The organism is Massilia luteola (assembly GCF_034420155.1).
Lineage (GTDB): Bacteria > Pseudomonadota > Gammaproteobacteria > Burkholderiales > Burkholderiaceae_D > Telluria > Telluria luteola.
The window spans coordinates 1-20,281 of sequence record NZ_JAXOFN010000005.1 but is presented as its reverse complement, the minus strand read 5'-3'; the positions used below and the strand labels follow the sequence as shown (position 1 = coordinate 20,281).

The following is a 20,281-nucleotide window of genomic DNA, read 5'->3' as shown; positions in this document are numbered from 1 at the left end:
TGCCGGCTACGCGCCCGATGCGGTCACCCAGCGCGACGCGGCTGCCCGCCTACGGCATCCGAACGACATCGTCCCGCTCCCACAAGGACTTCAGGTGGTCGACGAACCATTTGCCAGCGGGCCCGGGCGGGTGCGAAGGCTGGTGAAAGGCGGACATCGTCAGCATGAAACCCGTGCGCGGCATGTCATCCACATCCAGCACGACCAGCGTGCCCTCGGCGATGTCTTTCTCGACCATGTGCAAGGGCATTCCTCCCCATCCCACGCAGTCCTTGAGGAACGCATATTTGGTGGACAGGTCCGCCAGACGCCAAGTCGACGGCGATGCGACGCCGAAGTCCCTGCCGGCAGTGAGATGGGACCTGTCGGTGAGCACAAGTTGTACATGTTTCGCCAACTCGCGCCGCGGTATCCGATGGCTGAAGCGCGCGAGCGGGTGGCATGCCGAAGCGACCGCAACCAACGGCAGTTCGCCGAGCCGCTCGCTCACCAGGGACGGAAACGTCTGGGGCAACGGCGTCAGGATGCCCAGGCTGCAGCGGCCGTCCAGGACGGGCAGATAGGCAGCGCCCAGGCCCTCCACGAAGAGGCGCAGCGGCGTCAATGGAAACTGGCGCGCGAACGCTTTCGCGACGGCGCTGACGATGGAGGTCGGAAAGAACACGTCGACGACCACGGAGAGTTCGGCCTCGACGCCTGAATTCATGAGCTTGGCACGGGCCTTCAGCGTGTCCACCCCTGCCACGATGTTGCGGGCGTCCGCGAGCAACAGCACGCCATCCGGGGTGAGCTTCGGGAACCGGCCCGAGCGGTCAAACAGCTTGACGCCGATCTGGTCTTCCAGTCCGCCGACCCAGCCGCTCACCGCCGATTGAACGCGGTTGAGCTTCCGGGCCGCGGCCGAGAAGCTGCCCTCATCCACGGCGGCGATGAAGGTCCTGAGTTGGTCCAGGGAGACGCCATCAAGCATTTATGTGTCCTTCCATCTCCAGAATAGATGGGTTGCATCTAAATATACTCTATTTTCAAAATACATATCGACCGCCATCATTCGCATGGCGGAGGCCCCGCAATTCATCAACGTCATTCAAGGAAGCATCATGACTTACTCCATCATCGGCACCGGCAACGTCGGGATTTTTCAAGACCTGTTCAGGAAAGAGACGTGAGCGATGTACGACCATGTCATCTGGCCCGAGCGTTTTGATCCGAAAACGTCCGCGATCTACGCGCTCAATGACATCGACGTGAAAGCGCCGCCCGACGTCGTGTGGAAGCTGCTCATCGACGCGGAGAATTGGTCGAGCTACTTTCCCGCCGAAGATCAGGTCAGGATCCTGACCGGTGAGAAGGAACTGGCGCTCGGCACGACATACAGCCGCGTGACGGTCGGCTTTCCGATGAGCCTCGTCGTGACCGAAAACGTGCCCAACCACAGGCTCGCGTGGGCAACGACGGTCGACGGCGACGAGACCGGTTCCAGCGCCTACCACGGCTGGGTCATCACCGCTACGGACGACGGGTGTCACGTGCTGACGGAGGAGACGCAACAAGGTCCCTGGTTCCTCGACGTGCTCGGACACCGGCATCCCGGTGGGCTTTACCGCTATCACCAGGACTGGGTCGAACGCCTTGCCCGCGCAGCGGAGGCGGCGGCAGCGCAAGCCGGCTGGCGCGCTTGTGCGGGCGCCTGAGCGGCGCCGCTCGTGCCTCAGTGCTTGCGGCGCAAGCGACCTGCTTCCAGCCCGGACCGGCGGATGGCTCGCCTGACTCACACACTATTGGAGAAAAAACATGAAGATTGAACTTAAAGGTCGCAAGGCCATCGTTACCGGATCGACGGCAGGCATTGGCCGCGCGATCGCCGAAGGGCTTGCGCGCGCAGGCGCAGCGGTTGTCATCAATGGACGCACCGAATCGCGGGTCGCGGCAACGTTGCAGGCGCTGCGTGCGGCGTTGCCCGAGGCGGACTTTACGGGCGTGGTCGCCGATCTCTCGACGGCGGAGGGATCCGCGGAACTCGTGGCGCAGGTGAAGGATGCCGACATTCTCGTCAACAACGTCGGCACGGCCCACCTGAATGGCTTCTTTGATCAGAAGGACAGCGAGTGGCTCGACTTGTTCCAGCTGAATGTCATGAGCGGCGTGCGCGCCGCACGTCATTATGTGCCCGGGATGGTCAAGCGCGGCTGGGGACGGGTCGTCTTCATCAGCAGCGAGTCCGGGGTAGCGATTCCGAAGGAGATGATCGACTACGGCATGACAAAGACAGCACAGCTCGCCGTATCGAGGGGGCTGGCAGAGCTGGTCGGTGGGACGGGCGTCACGGTCAACGCGGTGTTGCCCGGACCGACCCGATCCGAGATCCTGGGTAACTGGATGAAGGCGACCGCCGGGGAGCAGGGCATCACCCAGGAGGAAGCGGAGCAAGACTTCCTGAAGACGATGCGCCCGACGACGCTGATCAACCGGTTCACGACGACCGAGGAAGTCGCGAACATGGTGATTTACGTCTGCTCGGAACAGGCTGCCGGTACGAGCGGCGCCGCACTGCGCGTCGACGGCGGCGTCATTCGCTCGATCCCCTGAGCTGCGCGATCCGCGCACTCACGAAACTGCCAGCCGGCGCAAGCCGGCGGGCGCACCGTCGAATTAACGACCGGGCTCGGCCGACAGGCGCAAGGCAAGGAAGTTACCGATGGCCTCGAGCGCGCTGGTCGCCGCGTCGGTTCGGCCAATAGTCGACAGGAATCCGTGCGGCATGCCTTCCCACACATCCAGTGTTGCGTCGACACCGGCCGCAACGGCACGCGTCACGTAGCGACAAGCGTCATCCAACAGCACTTCGTCGTTGCCCACATGGACGCGAACCGGCGGCAAGCCTTGCAGGACGCCGTACAGCGGTGACGCAAGCGGATCGGTGCCGGCCTGCTCATCCAGGTACGACTCGACCAGGGCTTCGACCTGGGCACGGACAAAGTAGGGGTCCGCATCCGCGCGTGAATTCCAGCTCTCGCCAGACAGGGTAAGGTCGGTCACTGGAGACAGCACGACCGCGGCCACCGGAAGCGAACGACCCATACGCGCGGTCGACGTTGCCCATGCCAGGAGACCGAGCGCCAGACCGCCGCCCGCTGAATCGCCGACGATCGCCACGCGACTTGCGCCACGCTGAAACAGCCCCTCGTAGCAGGCTTGCACGTCGTCGCCTGCCGCCGGAAACGGACTTTCCGGTGCCAGCCGGTAGTCGGGAATGAAGGCCGCGGCACCGGCACTCGCGGCGATGTGCGCGACCAGCCCGCGAAAGGCGTGCGCCGATCCCCAGTTGTACCAACCGCCGTGCAAATGGAGGATCACCGCATCGGCGCGGGCATTCGCGGGACGGCACCACCAGCCAGCCACGCCGCCGACGTTGTCGGCCTCGAACGTGACACCGGCCGGCGCCTGGACGCGGCTCATGATGGCATCGAAGGGAGCACGCGCGGCGATACCATGCATCTTGCCCTTCATTGGAAGAACCATCTCACGCAAGCCGGTCATGACAACGGCATCTGCCGATGTCAGGGGATGAGTCGTTGCCCAGGAGGCAAGAAGAGAAGAATGTTTGGGAAAGTCCATGGCGTATCTCCGAGAGTGTCGAGTTGGCAAAGCGAGGAATGGCGTCGTTAATTTATTTAACTGAACGTAATGTAATAATAAATGACGCGAGGGTCAACGCCTTGTTCGCGCACGACGGTCTGGCGGCCCTGCCCGGGGCCACGTTTTTTCGCACGATGTCATGGACCGGACCGGGCGTCCTGTGGGCCGGTACCACTAACTTCTTTGCGGATCGTTCTGACAAAACTAAAATGGAGGCATGTCTACCATTGAGCCCACCCGAGCGTTGCGAGGCCGTCCGCGTAGTGCCTCCGCGCACTCTCATGCTGTGATCCTGAATGCCGTGTTCGAACTGTTGCAGGAGACTTCGGTGCGCGACCTGACCATGGAAGCGGTTGCCAAGCGTGCCAAGGTCGGCAAGCCCACCCTCTATAAATGGTGGCCCTCCAAGGCCGCACTCGTGTTTGCCGCATTCCATGAGCGGGTCGCCGTGGCGGCCGACATGCCGACGTCCACGACCGCTGAACAAGCCATCCGCGCGAAAGTCCGCCGTCTCATCCATGAATTCAATGGCTTGTTCGGCAAGGTCATGGCAGATTTGATTGCCGAGGGTCAAAGCGAACCGGACATCCTGAGCGAACTGGTGGACCAACACATCAATGCGCGCAGAACCGCGACGGCGGCGGAGATCGAGGAGGGGAAGCGGAATGGCGAGTTCGACGCGTCGGTCGATGCGCAGTTATTGATCGATGCGATCTTCGGCCCTCTGTATTTCAGGCATTTACTGCGCCACGCGCCGCTGACGCAAGCCTACGGGGATGCACTCGTGACCCAGGTACTCGACGGTGCGCGCCCCGCAGGCAGTCCGTCCCGCGCGCCGGCGCGTACGAGGAAGGCCAACGACGTATCCACGCAGAGCTAGCGCATTCTGCATCGGCCCGGACCGATGCGCGGCAGGCGCCCGCGCCGAAGGCTCGATTGAACGCGGGCCGCGGGCATTGGTCACGCCGACCGACACGCCGCTGCGTGCAAGCGTGGCGCGCCAGTGCCGCCGTTGCCTGCGCCAATCGTGAGCAGGGTGGCGATGACCGACTGCTGCTCCGTCAGGCCGCGATCGCTGCAATGCTTGCCAGCGCTTGCGTGACCGCCGCCGCCCTGGCTTCCGGACCGAAGGCGATCCCTTCGGCGCGCACGATCTCGATGTCTTCAATGCCGAGGAATCGCAGAAGCGCGGTGAGGTAGGACTCCTGGTGGTCGTTTGCGGCGAACATGCTGTCGGGCGGATATACACTGCCCCGCGCGGAAGCGATGAATGCGCGCTTGCCTTGCAGGAGTCCTTCCGGGCCGGCCTCCGTATAGCGGAACGTCTTGCCCGCCACCGCAACGCGGTCGATCCACGCCTTGAGCGAGGTCGGAATCGAAAAGTTATACATGGGCACGCCCAGGACGAGGATGTCGCAGGCAATCAGTTCTTCCAGATACGAGTCACCCTTGACCAGATCGGCATTCAAGGCGGGGTCCTCGCTCACTACCCCGTTGCGTACGGCCATATGTGCACCGGACAGGTGCGCCACCGGGTTGGCGGCAAGATCGTGAGACACCACGCGGATACCCGGATACAAGGTTCGAAGACGAGCGACGATTTCCATCGACAGTTGACGGCTGACCGAATCAGCGCCCAATACGCTGGAGTCGAGGTGCAGAAGTTGCATGGCATTTCCTTTTGAAACGTGGGACGGGGCAGCGAATACGGATGCAGCGCATGGTGGATCATCCCGGCACTTCTGAAAAGACGGTATATTGAGATGCTAAGTATCTGTTTTTGAGATGAGTTACGGTACGCTCGATGGCCGGACTCACGGGCCGGTCGATCCGGAACGGCGTGCCCGGCGACCGCCAGCGCGATCCGGCGGGTCGAGTCCGCAGCGCGGCGCCAGCTTCCTTCTTGCATTTATGGAATGTTATCCATGCGCCGTTTTGTTGCCGTTTTCATAAGTTGCGAAAACGTGACGGGCGTTTCCGTGTTAGTTGCCAAGCCTTAACTGTTATACTGACGCCCCCGCGCCCGTGGCCCAGAAGGCCGCGCGCGACAGCAGACTGGTAAGCCTTACGATGATCGACAACCTGGCCGCAACCGCCGCCGACTCACTATCCCCAGCGCAAGAAGAGCTCGACCCGCTGCAGACCCACTTCCAGGAGGGCGTGGCGCCGGACGAGATCGAGCAGGTCTACCACCTCAAGCGCGCGCAGCCCATGCTGCAGGCGTTCACGGCGCTGTTCCACGGCTCGCAGGACGGCGTCATCGTGCGCCTGCTGGTGCTGCGCGAACTGGCGTCGGACACGATGGACTCGGCGTTTTCGCGCGCCGACATCAACACCAAGTTCGCCTACCTGATCCCGGAAAGCCTGGAAACGGTGCTGGGCCGCCTGCGCAGCCACGGCCTGCTCGCGTGGGACAATCCGGCCGCCGTCTACCGCATCACGCCGCTGGCGCGCAACGTGCTGGCGGCGCTCGACACCCTGCTGGCGCTGGGCAGGCCGGAAGAGGACGAGGCCGAGATGGGCTTCCTGCTGTCGCAGGTGGCGGGCGCGCAGGCCGTGGGCGGCATCACCGTCGACCAGCTGAAGCACCTGCTGGGCCGCCTCGTCGAGCTGCACGAGGAATTCCGCGACGCCATCGCGTCCGGGTCCGAATTCCGCCTGCGCGCATCGCAGGCGAAGTGGCATATGGCGTGCGACTGGGTCGAGAAGGGCTCCGTGATCCTGCGCGCCATCACGTCCGACGAGCGCGCCGATTCGGCCACGCACCGCGCCGCGCAGGCGATCGGCCGCGCCCAGTCGCAGCTACTGAACATGCAGGGGATGTTCTCGCGCGCGCTGAACCAGATCGAGCGCCAGCGCGTGCACCTGGGCCAGTCCGGCCTGTCGACGACGGACATCAAGCGCTGGCTGCTGGCGCACGACGACCTCGCGGGCCTGGCCGAGGATGCGATCGACCGTCCGGTGGTGCCGCTGTTCGCGACCCCGGCCGAGATGATCGACGTGGCCGAGACGGAACTCATGATGGAGCGCGTCGTGGCCGTGGCGCCGGGCGCGCTGCCGAACGGCGAGGACGCGGCGATGACCATCAACGACAACCCGGCGATGCAGGCGGAGCTGGACGACTGGATCCGCCGCCTCGCCGATTTCGCCAACCTGGACAACTTCCCCGTCATGGCCGAGGGCGCGCCGCGCAGCGTGCCGATCCAGGAATCGCTGCTGCCGGCCAGCTTTGCCGTCGCGTCGTACCGCGCCTCGCTGCTGCCGCTGCTGGGCGACCCGGCCGAAGCGAACCTGCAGGGCCCGACCGCCGAACTGGCGCGCCTGCCCGTGCGCTTCGATTCGGCCGACGACATGGTGCCGCTGGACGACCCGCACATCGCGGCCATCTCGCGCGCGACCCTCTCACTGAACCTCGATCTACCGAGTACTCCGGAAAGCAAGACGCAAGATGAATGACGACGCCCAAATCCTGATCGCGCGACTGCTCACGCATCAGACCTTGCGCCGCGACGACAAGATGGTCAAGCGCGCGCTGTCCGACGACCAGTTCCGCGCCGAGATCGACAAGCGCCTGCTCGAATGCGGCCTGAAGCTGCTCGACAACGTCTACGCCGACCACGTCACGCTGGCCCTGCACCGCAACGTCGAACCGAAGATCTTCGGCGCCAAGGACATCTGGCAAAACAATAATTTCGGCCTCACGCGCGACGGCGTGGCGCTGCTCGTCGTGCTGTGGGCGCAGATCATCCTGCCCAAGCGCCAGCGCCAGGAAACGCACCAGGCCGTCGACGTCGACCAGTCCGACATGTTCGACAAGGACAATCCGATCCCGCGCGCCGAGGACACGTCGATCGGCATCTCGTACACGACGCTGCTCGCGGACTTCGGCGACAAGCTGGGCAAGAAGACCCGCATGGACATGAACCTGGGCCTGCTGTCGAAGCTCGGCTTCATCGAGCGCCGCGGCGACGTGATCCTCGAAGGTCCGCTGCTGGACCTGCTGATGGACACGGACGTGCTCAAGGAGCGCATCATCAACGGCGCGCTGGCCGACGTGTTCAAGCGCGCGCCGCTGGCCGCGGCCCCGCGCCGCCACGTCAGCGAAGCCGCCAACGACGAGCCGCAGCCGGTGGCCGACGCCGCCGCCCAGACCGACATCGACACGCCCCAAGCTTAAGAGACCCGCATGTTCCACATCAAATCACTCGAGCTGGTCCACTGGGACTACTGGCAGCGCATCAAGAACATCCCGCTCGACGCCAAGATCATCACCATCGCGGGCCAGAACGGCTCCGGCAAGACGACCTTGCTGGACGCGCTGCGCACGCTGTTCGGCCTCGATTGCTCGATGGGCCGCACGTATAAACACTACGCGCGCCACTCGGGCCAGCAGAGCGCCTGGCTGCGCGCCGTCGTCGATAACAAGCCGTCCGGCCGCCAGCTGTCGAACCGGCCGTTCCGCCACTCCGGCTTCTTCAGCGACGACGAGGTCACGCTGTTCTGCCAGGTGCAGAAGAACGGCGGCGACTGGAAGCGCCAGTACCTGATGCGACCCGGGAATATCCAGATCGAGGAAGTGACGGAAGCCACCGACTGGCTCGGCGTCGAGAACTACCGCAAGCGCCTCGCGTCGGCCGGCCTGTCGCCGGCGATGTCGAAGGTCCTCGCGCTGGAGCAGGGCGAGACGGATAAATTGTGCGAATACGCGCCGCGCCAGTTGCTGGACCTCGTGTTCCAGGTGTTCGGCGACAAGGAAGTGCTGGACGCGTACGACGAAGCGAAGCGCCACCAGCGCGACACCGAATCGGAACTGAAGCGGTTCGAGGCCGAACTGGAAACCTCGCGCATCAACCTGGAAGGCCTGCGCCTGCGCGTGGCCAACTACCATCAGTGGGAAGACCTCAACAAGGAACGCCGCGCCCTCGTCGAGGAAGTGCTGCCGAGCCTCGAATACCACGAAGCGCGCGAAAAGGCCGCGAACGTCAGCCGTGCGCTGCGCGAAGCGAAGAAGCCGCTGATGCAGGCCGACGGCCTGCTCTCCGAAAAGCGCAACGCGCTGGCGGCGCAGCAGCGCGCGCTGACGGAAGCGCAGCAGCAGGAAGTGAAGCTCGAACAGGAAGCGAACGAGCTGGCGAGCCGCCTGACCCAGGTGAACGCCAAACTGAAGCCGCTGGAAAGCTTGCTCGAACAAAAGGAACGCCTGAATAAACTGGCGGCGGACGCCGGCGCGGACATCGCGGAAGTGGCCGCCCAGCTGGAAGCCAAAGAGGCGGAACTCGCGAAGAAGAAGGCCGAGCGCGAGGCGCTGGCGACGCGGATCGCGGGCGAGCTGGCGACGATCTCCGCGCTGGAGGGCAAGACCACGATGCCCGAGCCGGAAGCCCAGCGCCAGATGCGCCGCGCGCTGCGCGATGCCGGCATCCCGCACGCCATGCTGTCGGACATCGTCGAAGTGACGGACCCGAAGTGGCAGGGCGCCGTCGAGGGTGTGCTGGGCGGTTATGCGTCCGTCGTGCTGCTGGAGCGCGCGAAGGATGCGCCGGCCGCCTATAAACTCGCGGAGAAGGAGCGCTACCGCCACTTCATCGTGCCCGACTGCGTCGACGCGCCGGTCGTCAAGGACGATACCTTGCTGTCCGTCGTGCGCTTCAGCTCGAAGGCGCCGTCGTGGCTGATCGACCAGCTGGAACGCATCGTGCGCGTGAATTCCGTCGACGACGGTTTCAAGGGCGATGGCGACGAATGGATCACGCCGGACGCGTACCACCGCGAACGCCGCGGCGGCCGCTCGCTGTTCGTGGAACCGTCGCGCTACCGCTTCGGCGCGGCCGGCAAGACGCAGCGCCTGGAAGCCATCCAGAAAGCGCTGCCGTCGCTGGAAGCGCAGGAAGACACGCTGACGCTCGCGATCAGCAAGCTGGCGGCGGAAGTGTCGGCGCTGCGCGTGCGCATCGCCGGCGTGGACGCGGCGAAGGAACTGTCCGCGCGCCAGGCCGAATTCGAGGAAGCCACGCGCGCGCTGGAGCCGTTGAAGGCCGAGCGCCTGCAGGTCGGCGCGCGCCTGGGCGAGCTGCAGGTGCTCATCAAGAACGCGACCGTCACGCGCACGCGTGCCGACACGGTCTGGCAGAACGCGCGCATGGCGCTGTCGGAAGCGGAAGCGGGCATGCGCCTGAACAACCGCCGCGTGATCGAGCAGCGCGGCGAGCATGCGCGCGAACTCCTGAACCTGCGGCGCGGCTGGCGCCACGTGCCGCAGACCTGGCGCAGCGCGCAGCAGCGCGCCGCGCTGGTCGCGACGCACCAGAACGCGCACCAGGTCAAGCTGCGCATGAATTCCCTCGACGCGTCGCTGGCGCGTCCCGACTGGGAACAGGATCCGACCGTCATCGACCAGTACGGACGCCTGAACGACCAGCTGTCCGGCCGCCAGGTCGAGACTGAGGAACGCCGCTACCAGAACAACCGCGCGATCGAGGCGACGGACAACGCGCGCGGCGCGTACATCGAGCGCCTGCGCTACACGATCAAGACCTATTCGAAGAACATCCGCGAACTGGGCGAGCTGGCGAACATCGACGTGTCGGTCGACCCGGTCCGGCTGGAGAACGACGACGTGCAGCTGGCCCAGGCCGGCCTGCACGTGCGTTTCAAATTCGACGGCAAGGGCCAGATCGGCATGAACGACGGCGAGGCGTCGGGCGGCCAGCAGGTCATGAAATCGCTCGTCCTGCTCATCGGCCTGCTGAAGTCGGAAGAGGGTTCCGGCGGCTTCGTGTTCATCGACGAACCGTTCGCCCACCTGGACATCCGCAACATCCAGCTGGTCGGCGAATTCCTCAAGAACACCGACGCGCAATACCTCATGACGACGCCGCTGACGCACAATACGGACGTCTACGATCCGTCCGACCTCACGCTCATCACGAGCAAGAAGAAGAAGGACGTGCAGTGGGCGCAGCCGATCTTCGTGCTGCAGAGAAGGCAGCAGGGCGATCCGGAGGCGAAGGCGGCTTGACCGCCACGGCGCGGCAAACGAAAACGGCCGGCGTTCCTGTGAACGCTGGCCGTTTTTTCATGCGCTTCCGATTCAGGCCGTCGCCAGCGTCATGTGACCGTCCGAGTCATTGACGAAGGCGTGCGCCACGTCGACCGTGCCCACGATCTTGACGACGTAATCGGCGCCGTCGATGGCGCCGTCGGCGTTCGCGTCGACCACGAGGAAGTTCACGTCCCGCGAGCCCGTGCCGGTGCCGAAGTCGATGTACGCCGCTTCCACGGTGCCCGCATGGAGGTTATGGCCGAGCGCGGTGTTGATGAGGGCCAGCAGCTGGTTTCCCGTTTCCGATCCCGTGAGAGCCGCCGCGCTCGTCAGCGTGTAGAAGCCGCCGACCTTGGTGGTGCCGAAGTCGAATACCTGATTGTGCGTGGTGCTGCCCGTCGTGTTCACGGTGACGGTGTCGAAGCCGTGCGCCGCGCTGTCGTCCGCCGCGACCGTCGATTCCTGCACGGCGCGGTAGACGAACGTGCTGCCGCCGGCCGTCGCGGTGATCGTGTCGGCGCCGGCGCCGCCATAGATCGTGCTGGTCGTGTGGAAGTCGGCGTTGTCCGCGGTGCCGAGCGCGGTGATGTGGTCGTCGCCGTCATAGCCCCAGACATTCTGTCCACTGAGCATGTCCGCGCCGGCCGTGCCAAGGGCGTACGTGATGCCGTTGTCGGTGTGGACGTCCGCGCCCGGGCCGACGCCGAGGGTGCCCTGCGCGGCCGTGGTCTGCACGCCGAACGTGGCGGTGCCCACCGGCGCGTCGCCGACCTGCACCGACGCATTGCTGCCGTCGGTCAGGTAGACGTGGCCGGCCTGCGTGCTGGTCACGGCGATGCCGCTGTCGAGCGCCTGCGCAGTGTAGGCGACGAACGGACCGTCGATCGTCACCGGCGTCGTGTAGGTGGACAGGCCGCCCAGCGACGTGACGCTCAGCGTGACCATCGGGTCGGACGCGCTCAGGTCGAAATCGTGCAGCGTGATCGTCTTCGCGGTCGCGTCGACCGTGGCGCCCGTCGCCGTGACGAAGGCGCCGGCGCCGATCTGGACGTTGACGCTGGCGCCGGCGTCGATCGTGCCGGTGTAGGCGAAGACCAGGTCGGCCCTGGCCAGCGCCGTCTGCGTGCTGCCCTCGGCGCCGCCGGCGATGTGGTCGAAGGCCAGGCCGTCCGCCGGGGCGGACCCTTCCAGCGTGTACGGCATCGACGTGACGGCGCTGAAGTTGCCGGCCGCGTCGACCACGCGTACCTGCAGCGTGTGCTGGCCGTTGGTCAGCCACGCGTTCGCATGACCCTCCGCGTCGGGCGCGGCGCCGGTGATCCAGTGCGTGCCGTCGTCCGTGTATTGCCACGTCGCGCCGGTCTCGATGCCGCTGACCTGGATCTGGCCGTTGGAGGTGACGTTGTCGGTCGCGCTCGCGCCGGTGTCGCCCACGAAGGCGACCTTGGGCGCGGCGGGCGCGGTCTTGTCCATGTCGACTTCGAGCGCGTTCGTCGTGCCGGTGTTGCCGGCGAGGTCGGTGACGACGTAGCGGATGAAGTGGGTGCCGTCGGCCAGCGGATCGCTGTCCTTCGCGTCGGTCCAGCTACCGTCCGCGCCCGTGGCCGACACCTGGAAGCCGACGGTGGCGGCGCTCTTCGCGCCGTACAGGTTGACCCCGAAATTGTCGGTGTTGGTCAGGAGGCTGGTCGCGGCGAGGTCGTTGTCGTCGGTGCCCTGGAACGCGAGCCGGGCACTGACCGCGGTCTGGACCGTGTAGTCGAGCGCACCGAGGCCGAACGTCTCGGTGCCGTCGGCCTGGCTGAACTCGCGGACCAGCAGGCTGTGCGCGCCCGCGCCGAGGTCCAGCAGGGCCACGCCGTCGGTGTTCGCGGCCGGGCCCGCGGTCCAGGTCGTGCCGCCATCGGTACTGTACGACCACGCGGCCGCCGCACCGAGGCCGCCGACCTTGACCTGGTCGTTGCTGGTGAAGTGGTCGGTCGCGCTCACGCCGGTGTCCTGGACGAGCTGCACGGCCGGCGCGCTTGGCAGCGCATGGTCCATGACGATCTTCAGCGCGTTCGACGGCGCCGTATTGCCCGCCGCGTCCGTGACGACGTAGCGGATGAAATGGGTGCCGTCGGCCAGCGGATCGCTGTCCTTCGCGTCGGTCCAGCTACCGTCCGCGCCCGTGGCCGACACCTGGAAGCCGACGGCCGCGGCGCCCTTTGCGCCGTGCAGGCTGACCCAGTAGTTGTCCGTGTTCGTGACGAGGCTGGTCACCGTCAGGTCGTTGCCGTCGGCGCCCTGGAGGGCGAGCGTCGGCACGAACGACGTCTCCAGCGTGTAGTGGAGCGTGGTGGCGGCACCGACGTTGCCGGCCGCGTCGGTGCTGCGCACCTGCAGCGTCTGGTCGCCGGTCGCCGTGGTGTCCAGCAGCGCGACGCCGGTGTTGCCGGCGGCCGGTCCCGGGTGCCAGGTCTTGCCGTCGGCGCTGTATTGCCAGGTCGAGCCGGCTTCCAGGCCGCTGACCTTGACCTGGCCGTTGTTGGTGAGGTGGTCGGTGGCGCTGCTGCCGGTATCCGCGACCAGTTCCACCTTCGGCGCGGCGGGCGGTGTGGTGTCGGCGGGCGCGGGCGGCGTGACGATGTCGCCCACGGCGGTGAGGCCGCCCTGGTCCGCCGCCTGGGTCACGTCGTGGAGGCTCGTGCCGGCCGGGAGCGAATCGACGATGCCGGCCATGCCGCCGCCCTGTTTCAGCGTCGTGAGGGCCGTGGTATCGGTGGCGGCGGCCTTGCCGACGCTCGCCAGCGCCTCGACCATCGCGACCGGATCGGCCTTGCCGCTGGACGAGGCGAGCAGCGTCGTCAGGCTGCCGCTGCCGGCGAGGGCGGCGATGACTTCCGGATTGTCGTGCGCGGTCTGGACGAGCGATTTGGTGGCCGTGACCAGCGCCGTGATGTCGGCCGCGCTCGTCGTGGGCGTGACCGCGGCGATCAGCACGCGCGCCGCGTCGATCGCGGCGCTGCCGTCATAGGGCACGCCCGAGGCCGCGACTGCGGCGGTGAACTGGGCGGCGGCTTCCTGGCGCAGGGTCGACAGTTGCGCGTCGGTGTCCTGGGCGCCGTTCATGATCTGGATGGCAGCGTCGGCGAGGCTGATGGTGCCGGCGTCGATGGCCTTCGTCCAGTAGTCGAGGCCGGCCTGGTCGGGCGCGCGGTTGAACAACTGCTGGTAGACGTCGGCGATGCGGTCGGCCGGGGTGGCGTCGGCGAAGCGGGCCGTCGCTTCGGTCGACGTCGAGAACGCGTCGATGATGGCGCTGAAGTCGCCATTGTTTTGCGCGAGCGCCTGCGACCAGTAGGCCAGGCCCGCAGGATCGGCAGGACGGCCGTAATACGCGAGGTAGAAAGAATTGACGGCGGCGTCGTAGTTGGTTGCCATGTAAGAGTCCTTGTTTGGGCGGCGGTACTGTTTTTTCATTTCCGCATAGAACTAAAACTATAGCATTGGGGAATTGGAAATTAATTTATGGAAATTAAATATTGGTAATCTGTGGTTTTTCACGCGCACGTGTCGCTGCCCGGCTGCGCCAGGACGGGCGACCGGTCTGCGACCGCATGGGCGCGCGCCCCGGCGTGGACGAGGTGCGCGCGTAGCGCCAGGCAGGCCGATTCGCCGATGACGCGCCAGTGCTCGCGCCGCAATGCCGCGCGCTTGCGGTGCTTGGACGCCATGTCGGCCAGCGGCCGGGCGTGGAACGGCAGGGCGATGTGCCAGGCGCGGCCCGGCATCTCGGTGCCGCCGAGGATGCGCCAGAAGCCGTCGTAGGCATTGGAGAAGTGTGTTGCGGCGCCGGGCGCGTAGGCGCAGTGCCGGGCCGACTTGACGGCCACCACCTGGTCCATGCCCAGCGCCTGTGCGATGCCCTGCAAGGCGGCGAAGCAGAAGAAGCCGGGCGTCGTGACCAGCGGCGAGTTGTGCGGGAAGGCGCGCCGGAAGGCGTCGACCGCGTCTGCCGCGCCGGCGCGCGGGCCCTGGTTGCGGGCGATGAAGGGCAGCATCCCGGGGCCGCCCAGCCCGGCGGTGCCGGCGAAGCGCTCGTCGACCCAGCTGAACGACAGCCGGTGCACGCACTTGCCGTCGGCCAGCAGGGAGAGCGTCAGGTCGCCTTCCGCGTTCAGGCGTTGCGCCATCCCGAGCCGGACCGCGACCTGGCCGCCGTCCGTGTCGTGCTGCCACAGTACGAGGCCGCCGTCGCGGTAGACGGCGCGTTTATAGGCGGCGTCGAAGGTCGCGTCCTCGAAGCGGTAATGGGTGAGGACGCAGCGCACGCGCTGGCGCAGCGACAGCCCCTTGGCAAGATAGTTCCGGTGGCTCAGGTGGTGAAACACGTCGTCGTGGACCTGGGTCACGTAGTTGCGATAGATGTCCATCGCCAGCAATTCCGTGTGCGCGCGGCGGAACAGCAGGACGCGCAGGCTGCGGGCGATGCATGCGGCCCAGGAGGCGAAGGGGTAGTGGCGCCGGGCGATCCAGTGGCGGGTCAGGTGCGTGAAAACCATGTGTGCTCCAGGTGGGTGACTGGAGCCATGGAATAAATGTCGACACGTCGCGTGGCCCCGGCGGCCATTCTCCGCAGGGTTATGCATCACGTATTGGAGTGCGACAAACGCCGGCGGCGCGGCGCGGAGCGGCGCGTGCCGGGGCCTGGCCGATCAGATGTGGATCAAGATTTCCGGAGGCCGGTCGCACGCGGCGCGCGTCCGGCGGTCGAACTACAGCTTGCCGATTTCCTTGCGCTTGCGCTGGCGCCAGCGCATCAGGCCGGCCGAGAACGTGGCGAAATAGGCGGCTGTCATGCCCAGGCACGACATGGTGATGGGGCTGTCCGTGAAGCGCGGGTTGGCGTGGTTGCTGCCCTGGTTCATGTAGATCTCGATGCCGAGGTAGATCACGCGCGCCACCAGCAGCATGGCGACGAGGATGCCCATGCGCGACGGTGGCGTGAAGAAATAGCCTTCGGGCGTGTCTTCGAAGCGGGTACGCGAGAGGCCGTAGGTGCCGAGGGCGATGCCGGCGAGGCTGCCGGCGGCCAGCGCGGCCAGCTGGAACGGGCGGTCGCCGAGCTGCGTGCCGGGAACGAGGACCAGCGCGGCGAACACGAGCAGGCCCGTGTAGTGGCGCGACACGATCGAGCGCTGGCGCGTCATCTGGTTCTTGATGCGTGAATAGATGCGCCAGACGAGCAGGGGGACGAGGGCGATGAGGGCGAGGGTGGTGAGGCTCATGCGGTGCAGGTTACGGGTTCGTTACGGCCGGCGCGGTGCGCTTGCGCCAGGAGAGCAGGCCGAACGCAAAGCTCGTGTAATAGCCGGCCAGCACGCCGAAGATCACGAGGGTCAGCGGGCTCGACACGAACTCGTGGTGCGCGAACGAGCCCAGCATGTAGTACTCGTATGCGCGCCAGGCCATGCGGCCCATGAACAGCAGGGCCACCGCGAGACCGATCGGTGCGTGCGGGGTGAAGAAAAAGTCGGCGCCGACCTGTTCGAAGCGCGTCTTGCCGATCGCGATCCGGCCCAGCACGGCGCCGACCGGCAGCCCGGCCGCCAGACCCGCGAGGGCGAACGGATTCGTCTTGATGCTGACGACGGCCAGGATCACGATCAGCAGCGGGAAGAACACCAGGGTCGTGCGGTGACGCCACGTCTTCGAACGCTGGCGGGTCGTCAGGCGCCGGATGCGGCTATACATGCGCCACAGCACGAGTGGCGCGAGAACGGCGGCAACGACGGGAGTCGGCAACATGAGGTTCCTTGGGGTACGTTCTGTCGAATCCGCCATTGTAATCCAGGCGCGCGTCGGCAAACGGCTGCCCATGGTAATGTTTTGGCATCGTCAGCAGGAGCCTCCCATGATTCCAGACCCGATCGCGACGCGACGGTCGATCCGGCACGAAGCCCACCGTGCTCCCGATCCCGCACCCATCGAAGAACCGCCGCCCGACCCGTTCGAGAACACCGATCCCCACCAGCCGCCGATCCGCACGCCGCAGAACGACGAGCCGCCGATCGATCCGAATCCGAGCGTCCTGCACTGACGCTAGGCCAGCAAGGCCGCGTGCTCCTGCAGCAGGGCGGCCAGCAGCTCCGCCATCAGCGTGACGCGCGGCGAGCGGCGCACGTCCGGGTGTACGGCCAGCCACAGCGGGCGGCTCAGCACCTGGCCATAGTCGGGATGCAAGGCCAGCATTGGGTCGCCACGGCCGAGGAAGTGGGGCAGCACGGCGACGCCGAGCCCGGCGCGGCACGCGGCCAGCATGGCGGCCGCGTCGTTGGTCCAGAAGGCATACGGGCGTCCGGCCACGAATTTCGCCAGCCATTTCTGCTGCGGCGTTTCCTTCATCGCCTCCCCATGGCCGATGAATTCCCATTCCTCCGCGGGCCGCTCGAACCAGCCGGACGCCGCATACAGTCCGTAGCCGGTCTGGGCCAGCGGCCGGGCCGCGAGGCCGGCCTGGCTGGGCCGCGCCATGCGCAGCGCCAGGTCGGCCTCGCGCCGGTACAGGTCGGCTTCGCGGACTTCCCCGATGATTTCCAGTGCGATTGCCGGCCAGCGCGCCCGCAGCGCGCCCAGGCGCGGCACGAGGAATACGCTGGAAAAGACCGGCGGTGCCGACAGCCGGACGACGCCCCGCAAGGTGGACGCGCCCGCGCCGGCGCGCGCGAAGGCGAGCGCCTCGTCTTCGACCCGGCGCGCCTGGGCCAGCAATTCCTCGCCTTCCGCGGTCAGCACCCAGTGTTTCGGCAGGCGGTCGAACAGGCGCACGCCCAGGCGCGTCTCGAGCATGCCGATGCGGCGCGCGACGGTCGAGTGCTCGACCCGCAGCACGCGCGCCGTCGCGCTCAGCTTGCCCTGGCGCGCCAGTTCGACGAAATAGCGGATGTCGTCCCAGTCGAGGGTGCTGTCCCCGGACGGCTCGGGTCGACCTATGGATTTTTGCACGGTCATTGACGATTTTTTGGGATTTCGGACGATTTTTAATCAATCTACCATGAAGCCTCACACATCAGGAGGTCATATGGATGAATTGATCGAACACGTGCGCATCCACCGCCAGGGCGGCGCCGAAGAACTGGAAGTCGAGCGGCTCGCGCTCGCGCCGCCGGCGGCGGGCGAGGTGCGCGTGCGCCAGGTGGCGGCCGGCGTGAATTTCCTCGACGTCTATTACCGCAACGGCTTGTATCCGCTGGCGCAACTGCCGGCCACGCTCGGCGTGGAAGGAGCGGGCGTCGTCGAGGCGCTCGGTGCCGGCGTCACCGGATTCGTGCCGGGCCAGCGCGTCGCGTACACGGGGCTGATGGGCGCCTACGCGGCGGCGCGCAACGTGCCGGCCGAGCGTCTGGTGGCCGTGCCGGACGACGTCGACCTGGACGCCGTCGCCGGCGGCCTGTTGCGTGGCGTCACGGCGCACATGCTGTTCGCGCACGTGCGCCAGCTCCGCCCCGGCGACACGGTCCTCGTGCATGCGGCCGCCGGCGGTCTCGGGCTCGTGCTGACACAGTGGGCGAGCGCGCTCGGCGCGCGCGTCATCGGCACCGTCGGCAGCCGCGACAAGGCGGCGCTCGCGCTGGCGCATGGCGCCGAACGTGTCGTGCTGTACCGTGAAGAAGATTTCGTGGCGGCCGCGCGCGATTTCGGCGGCGGCCGCGGCGTCGATTACGCCATCGACGGCATCGGCGGCACGAACCTGCTGCGCACCTTCGACGCCGTGCGCCCCTACGGCATGGCGGTCAACGTCGGTCAGGCCGGCGGCAAGGTCGAGCCACTCGACCTGATGCAGATCGCGGCCCCGCGCGCGCTCGCCTTCGCGCGCCCGAGCGTGATGCGTTTCATGACGGAACCCGAGCTGTACCGCGAGGGTGTGCAGGCCACGCTGGCGCGGCTCGCGGCAGGACTGCGGGTGCCGGTCGGGCTCGACCTGCCGTTCGCGCGCGCGGCCGAGGCGCATGCCGCGCTGGAGGCCGGGCGGACGAGCGGCGCCGTGCTGCTGCGGCCGGACACGGGCGATCAAAAAATCGCTTGACCAATCCATAACCGGGTGGTTATGATTAAACCCATAGCCAATCGGTTATAAATAGCCATGACAGACGCTCACGATATTATTTTCCGGACACTCGGCGACCCGACGCGGCGCGCCCTTTTCGAATCGCTGTGCCGCGACGGCGAGCAGACGGTCGGGGCCCTCACGGCCCGGGCCGGCATCTCGCAGCCGGCCGTGTCCAAGCATCTGGGCTTGCTGAAGCAGGCCGGGCTCGTGCGCGACCGGCATGAAGGACGCCAGACGCACTACACCGCACAGCTCGGTGCACTCGCGCCATTGACCGACTGGACGAACCAAATGGCCCGGTTCTGGGAGAGCCGGTTCGATGACCTGGAAGACCTGTTGAAAAGGATGGACCAATGAACGATACCTCGCTCCAAACGCGCACCGTCACCGTCGAACGTGAATTTGCTCATCCGCCGGAAAAGATCTGGCGCGCACTGACCCAGCCGCACCTCATCGAGGCCTGGCTGATGAAGAACGATTTCGTGCCCGCCCTGAACCACCGTTTCAGCCTGCGCGGCGACTGGGGTTCCGTCGATTGCCAGGTCCTGGAGATCGAGCCGAACCGTTCGCTGTCCTACACCTGGGCCGCGATGGGCCTCGACAGCGTCGTCACCTGGACCCTGACCCCGGCGGGCGCGGGCACGCACCTGAAGGTGGAACAGACGGGCTTCCAGCCCGGCCAGGACGCGGCTTACAATGGTGCAAAATACGGCTGGAACAAATTCACCACCACCCTCGACGAGGTTCTGGCGAAGCTCGACGACTAGGCTCAAGGAGGCCACATGAAACAGGAGATTTCGTCCGCGGACATGCCGGCGTCCGCGCGGATCGACCGCCGGATCGCCGACCTGGGCGACTGGCGCGGCGAGACGCTGGCCCGGGTCCGCGCGCTCATCAAGGAAGCGGTGCCCGGCGTCGAGGAAGAGTGGAAGTGGATGGGCACGCCCGTCTGGTCCAGCCAGGGCATCATCTGCACGGGCGAATCGTACAAGTCGCACGTGAAGCTGACCTTCCTCAAGGGCGCATCGCTGGACGATCCCTCCGGCCTGTTCAATTCCAGCCTGGACGGCAACGCGCGGCGCGCCATCGACATCCATGAAGGCGAAGCGCTCGATGCCGCCGCATTCCGGGCGCTCATCCGCGCCGCGGCGGCCCTCAACGCGGCCGCCAAGGCGAAGCCGAAGCGCGCGAAAGCCGCGTAGTCGACAATTCGGGGTCAGAGCCTAATGCCGTTAAGTTAAGGTTCTTCGAAGGCGGCGCTCGGGATAACGCTGGGGCTTGGCTTTAGTGACCCGGTCGAACTTTCGGCCGGGTCGGTAGACATTCAGTTCGAGTAGCATCCTTTCACGCATACGTTTCAAGACGCCAGGTATGTTTCCTTGGGCCTGCAAGGCCGCGACATGCTGCATCTCGAATTGAAATGCTGACAAGGCGAACACAAAGCTGATATCACTAGGGGCGCACTTGGCTTGTTCAGCGGTGCGCGCCATTTCCAGGCGTACCAGGTT

The 20,281-nt window shown here is 66.4% G+C and carries 19 protein-coding genes and 1 pseudogene; 11 read left to right on the top strand and 9 right to left on the bottom strand.

Annotated features, from left to right (window positions below; all coding sequences use genetic code 11):
• Nucleotides 1-49: 49 nt before the first annotated feature.
• On the bottom strand, nucleotides 50-970 hold the full coding sequence (locus tag U9J41_RS07955; protein ID WP_322401668.1) for a LysR family transcriptional regulator: 921 nt from the start codon (nucleotides 968-970) through the stop codon (nucleotides 50-52).
• A 202-nt stretch (nucleotides 971-1,172) separates the two neighbouring features.
• On the opposite strand from U9J41_RS07955, the gene U9J41_RS07950 reads away from it, so the two are divergent.
• Both U9J41_RS07950 and U9J41_RS07945 read left to right on the top strand, forming a co-directional pair.
• Nucleotides 1,173-1,694, top strand: a complete 522-nt coding sequence (locus U9J41_RS07950) for an SRPBCC domain-containing protein (protein ID WP_322401666.1) — start codon at nucleotides 1,173-1,175, stop codon at nucleotides 1,692-1,694.
• A gap of 100 nt (nucleotides 1,695-1,794) precedes the next feature.
• Complete coding sequence (locus tag U9J41_RS07945) at nucleotides 1,795-2,589, top strand: SDR family NAD(P)-dependent oxidoreductase (protein WP_322401664.1); 795 nt, start codon at nucleotides 1,795-1,797, stop codon at nucleotides 2,587-2,589.
• A 63-nt stretch (nucleotides 2,590-2,652) separates the two neighbouring features.
• Here U9J41_RS07945 and U9J41_RS07940 read toward each other — a convergent pair whose 3' ends face one another.
• Complete coding sequence (locus tag U9J41_RS07940; RefSeq protein ID WP_322401662.1) at nucleotides 2,653-3,618, bottom strand: alpha/beta hydrolase fold domain-containing protein; 966 nt, start codon at nucleotides 3,616-3,618, stop codon at nucleotides 2,653-2,655.
• 238 nt (nucleotides 3,619-3,856) lie between these two features.
• Between U9J41_RS07940 and U9J41_RS07935 the strand changes: the two genes are divergently transcribed.
• Nucleotides 3,857-4,519, top strand: a complete 663-nt coding sequence (locus tag U9J41_RS07935) for a TetR/AcrR family transcriptional regulator (protein WP_322401660.1) — start codon at nucleotides 3,857-3,859, stop codon at nucleotides 4,517-4,519.
• A 181-nt stretch (nucleotides 4,520-4,700) separates the two neighbouring features.
• Here U9J41_RS07935 and U9J41_RS07930 read toward each other — a convergent pair whose 3' ends face one another.
• The gene (locus U9J41_RS07930) at nucleotides 4,701-5,309 is read right to left on the bottom strand and encodes an FMN-dependent NADH-azoreductase (protein WP_322401658.1); all 609 of its coding nucleotides are present in this window, start codon (nucleotides 5,307-5,309) and stop codon (nucleotides 4,701-4,703) included.
• 400 nt (nucleotides 5,310-5,709) lie between these two features.
• Between U9J41_RS07930 and U9J41_RS07925 the strand changes: the two genes are divergently transcribed.
• The 3 genes from U9J41_RS07925 to U9J41_RS07915 are packed head-to-tail and all read left to right on the top strand — an operon-like array spanning nucleotide 5,710 to nucleotide 10,657.
• Complete coding sequence (locus U9J41_RS07925; protein WP_322401655.1) at nucleotides 5,710-7,095, top strand: hypothetical protein; 1,386 nt, start codon at nucleotides 5,710-5,712, stop codon at nucleotides 7,093-7,095.
• Nucleotides 7,088-7,816 carry a hypothetical protein gene (locus U9J41_RS07920; protein ID WP_322401653.1) on the top strand — a complete coding sequence of 243 codons (729 nt, stop codon included), beginning with the start codon at nucleotides 7,088-7,090 and terminating at the stop codon, nucleotides 7,814-7,816. Before U9J41_RS07925 ends, U9J41_RS07920 begins: the two co-directional genes overlap by 8 nt.
• Before the next feature lie 9 nt (nucleotides 7,817-7,825).
• Nucleotides 7,826-10,657: an ATP-binding protein gene (locus tag U9J41_RS07915; RefSeq protein ID WP_322401651.1), complete on the top strand. Its 2,832-nt coding sequence runs from the start codon at nucleotides 7,826-7,828 to the stop codon at nucleotides 10,655-10,657.
• Between the two features lie 72 nt (nucleotides 10,658-10,729).
• Here the strand turns inward: U9J41_RS07915 and U9J41_RS07910 are convergent, their stop codons facing one another.
• The 4 genes from U9J41_RS07910 to U9J41_RS07895 all read right to left on the bottom strand — a co-directional run bounded on the left by U9J41_RS07910 (nucleotide 10,730) and on the right by U9J41_RS07895 (nucleotide 16,471).
• Nucleotides 10,730-14,104, bottom strand: coding sequence for an Ig-like domain-containing protein (locus U9J41_RS07910; protein ID WP_322401649.1), 3,375 nt, complete (start codon nucleotides 14,102-14,104; stop codon nucleotides 10,730-10,732).
• A gap of 119 nt (nucleotides 14,105-14,223) precedes the next feature.
• The gene (locus tag U9J41_RS07905; RefSeq protein ID WP_322401647.1) at nucleotides 14,224-15,225 is read right to left on the bottom strand and encodes a DUF535 family protein; all 1,002 of its coding nucleotides are present in this window, start codon (nucleotides 15,223-15,225) and stop codon (nucleotides 14,224-14,226) included.
• A 213-nt stretch (nucleotides 15,226-15,438) separates the two neighbouring features.
• Nucleotides 15,439-15,951 (bottom strand): CcdC protein domain-containing protein, encoded by a 513-nt coding sequence (locus U9J41_RS07900; RefSeq protein ID WP_322401645.1) that lies wholly within the window; start codon nucleotides 15,949-15,951, stop codon nucleotides 15,439-15,441.
• Nucleotides 15,952-15,961: 10 nt separating this feature from the next.
• Nucleotides 15,962-16,471, bottom strand: coding sequence for a CcdC protein domain-containing protein (locus U9J41_RS07895; RefSeq protein ID WP_322401643.1), 510 nt, complete (start codon nucleotides 16,469-16,471; stop codon nucleotides 15,962-15,964).
• A 106-nt stretch (nucleotides 16,472-16,577) separates the two neighbouring features.
• On the opposite strand from U9J41_RS07895, the gene U9J41_RS07890 reads away from it, so the two are divergent.
• Nucleotides 16,578-16,763: a hypothetical protein gene (locus tag U9J41_RS07890; RefSeq protein WP_322401641.1), complete on the top strand. Its 186-nt coding sequence runs from the start codon at nucleotides 16,578-16,580 to the stop codon at nucleotides 16,761-16,763.
• 2 nt (nucleotides 16,764-16,765) lie between these two features.
• Here the strand turns inward: U9J41_RS07890 and U9J41_RS07885 are convergent, their stop codons facing one another.
• A complete protein-coding gene (locus tag U9J41_RS07885) occupies nucleotides 16,766-17,674 on the bottom strand; it encodes a LysR family transcriptional regulator (protein WP_322401639.1) in 909 nt (302 codons plus the stop codon).
• A gap of 70 nt (nucleotides 17,675-17,744) precedes the next feature.
• On the opposite strand from U9J41_RS07885, the gene U9J41_RS07880 reads away from it, so the two are divergent.
• From U9J41_RS07880 to U9J41_RS07865, 4 genes are read left to right on the top strand one after another with little or no spacing between them, the layout of a single operon-like run.
• Nucleotides 17,745-18,749, top strand: coding sequence for a quinone oxidoreductase family protein (locus tag U9J41_RS07880; RefSeq protein WP_322401637.1), 1,005 nt, complete (start codon nucleotides 17,745-17,747; stop codon nucleotides 18,747-18,749).
• Between the two features lie 57 nt (nucleotides 18,750-18,806).
• Nucleotides 18,807-19,130: an ArsR/SmtB family transcription factor gene (locus U9J41_RS07875; RefSeq protein WP_322401635.1), complete on the top strand. Its 324-nt coding sequence runs from the start codon at nucleotides 18,807-18,809 to the stop codon at nucleotides 19,128-19,130.
• Nucleotides 19,127-19,540 (top strand): SRPBCC family protein, encoded by a 414-nt coding sequence (locus tag U9J41_RS07870; protein ID WP_322401633.1) that lies wholly within the window; start codon nucleotides 19,127-19,129, stop codon nucleotides 19,538-19,540. Before U9J41_RS07875 ends, U9J41_RS07870 begins: the two co-directional genes overlap by 4 nt.
• Nucleotides 19,541-19,555: 15 nt before the next feature.
• A complete protein-coding gene (locus U9J41_RS07865) occupies nucleotides 19,556-19,975 on the top strand; it encodes a DUF1801 domain-containing protein (protein WP_322401632.1) in 420 nt (139 codons plus the stop codon).
• 30 nt (nucleotides 19,976-20,005) lie between these two features.
• Here the strand turns inward: U9J41_RS07865 and U9J41_RS07860 are convergent.
• A pseudogene (locus U9J41_RS07860) lies at nucleotides 20,006-20,281 on the bottom strand (IS4 family transposase); the annotation flags it as partial.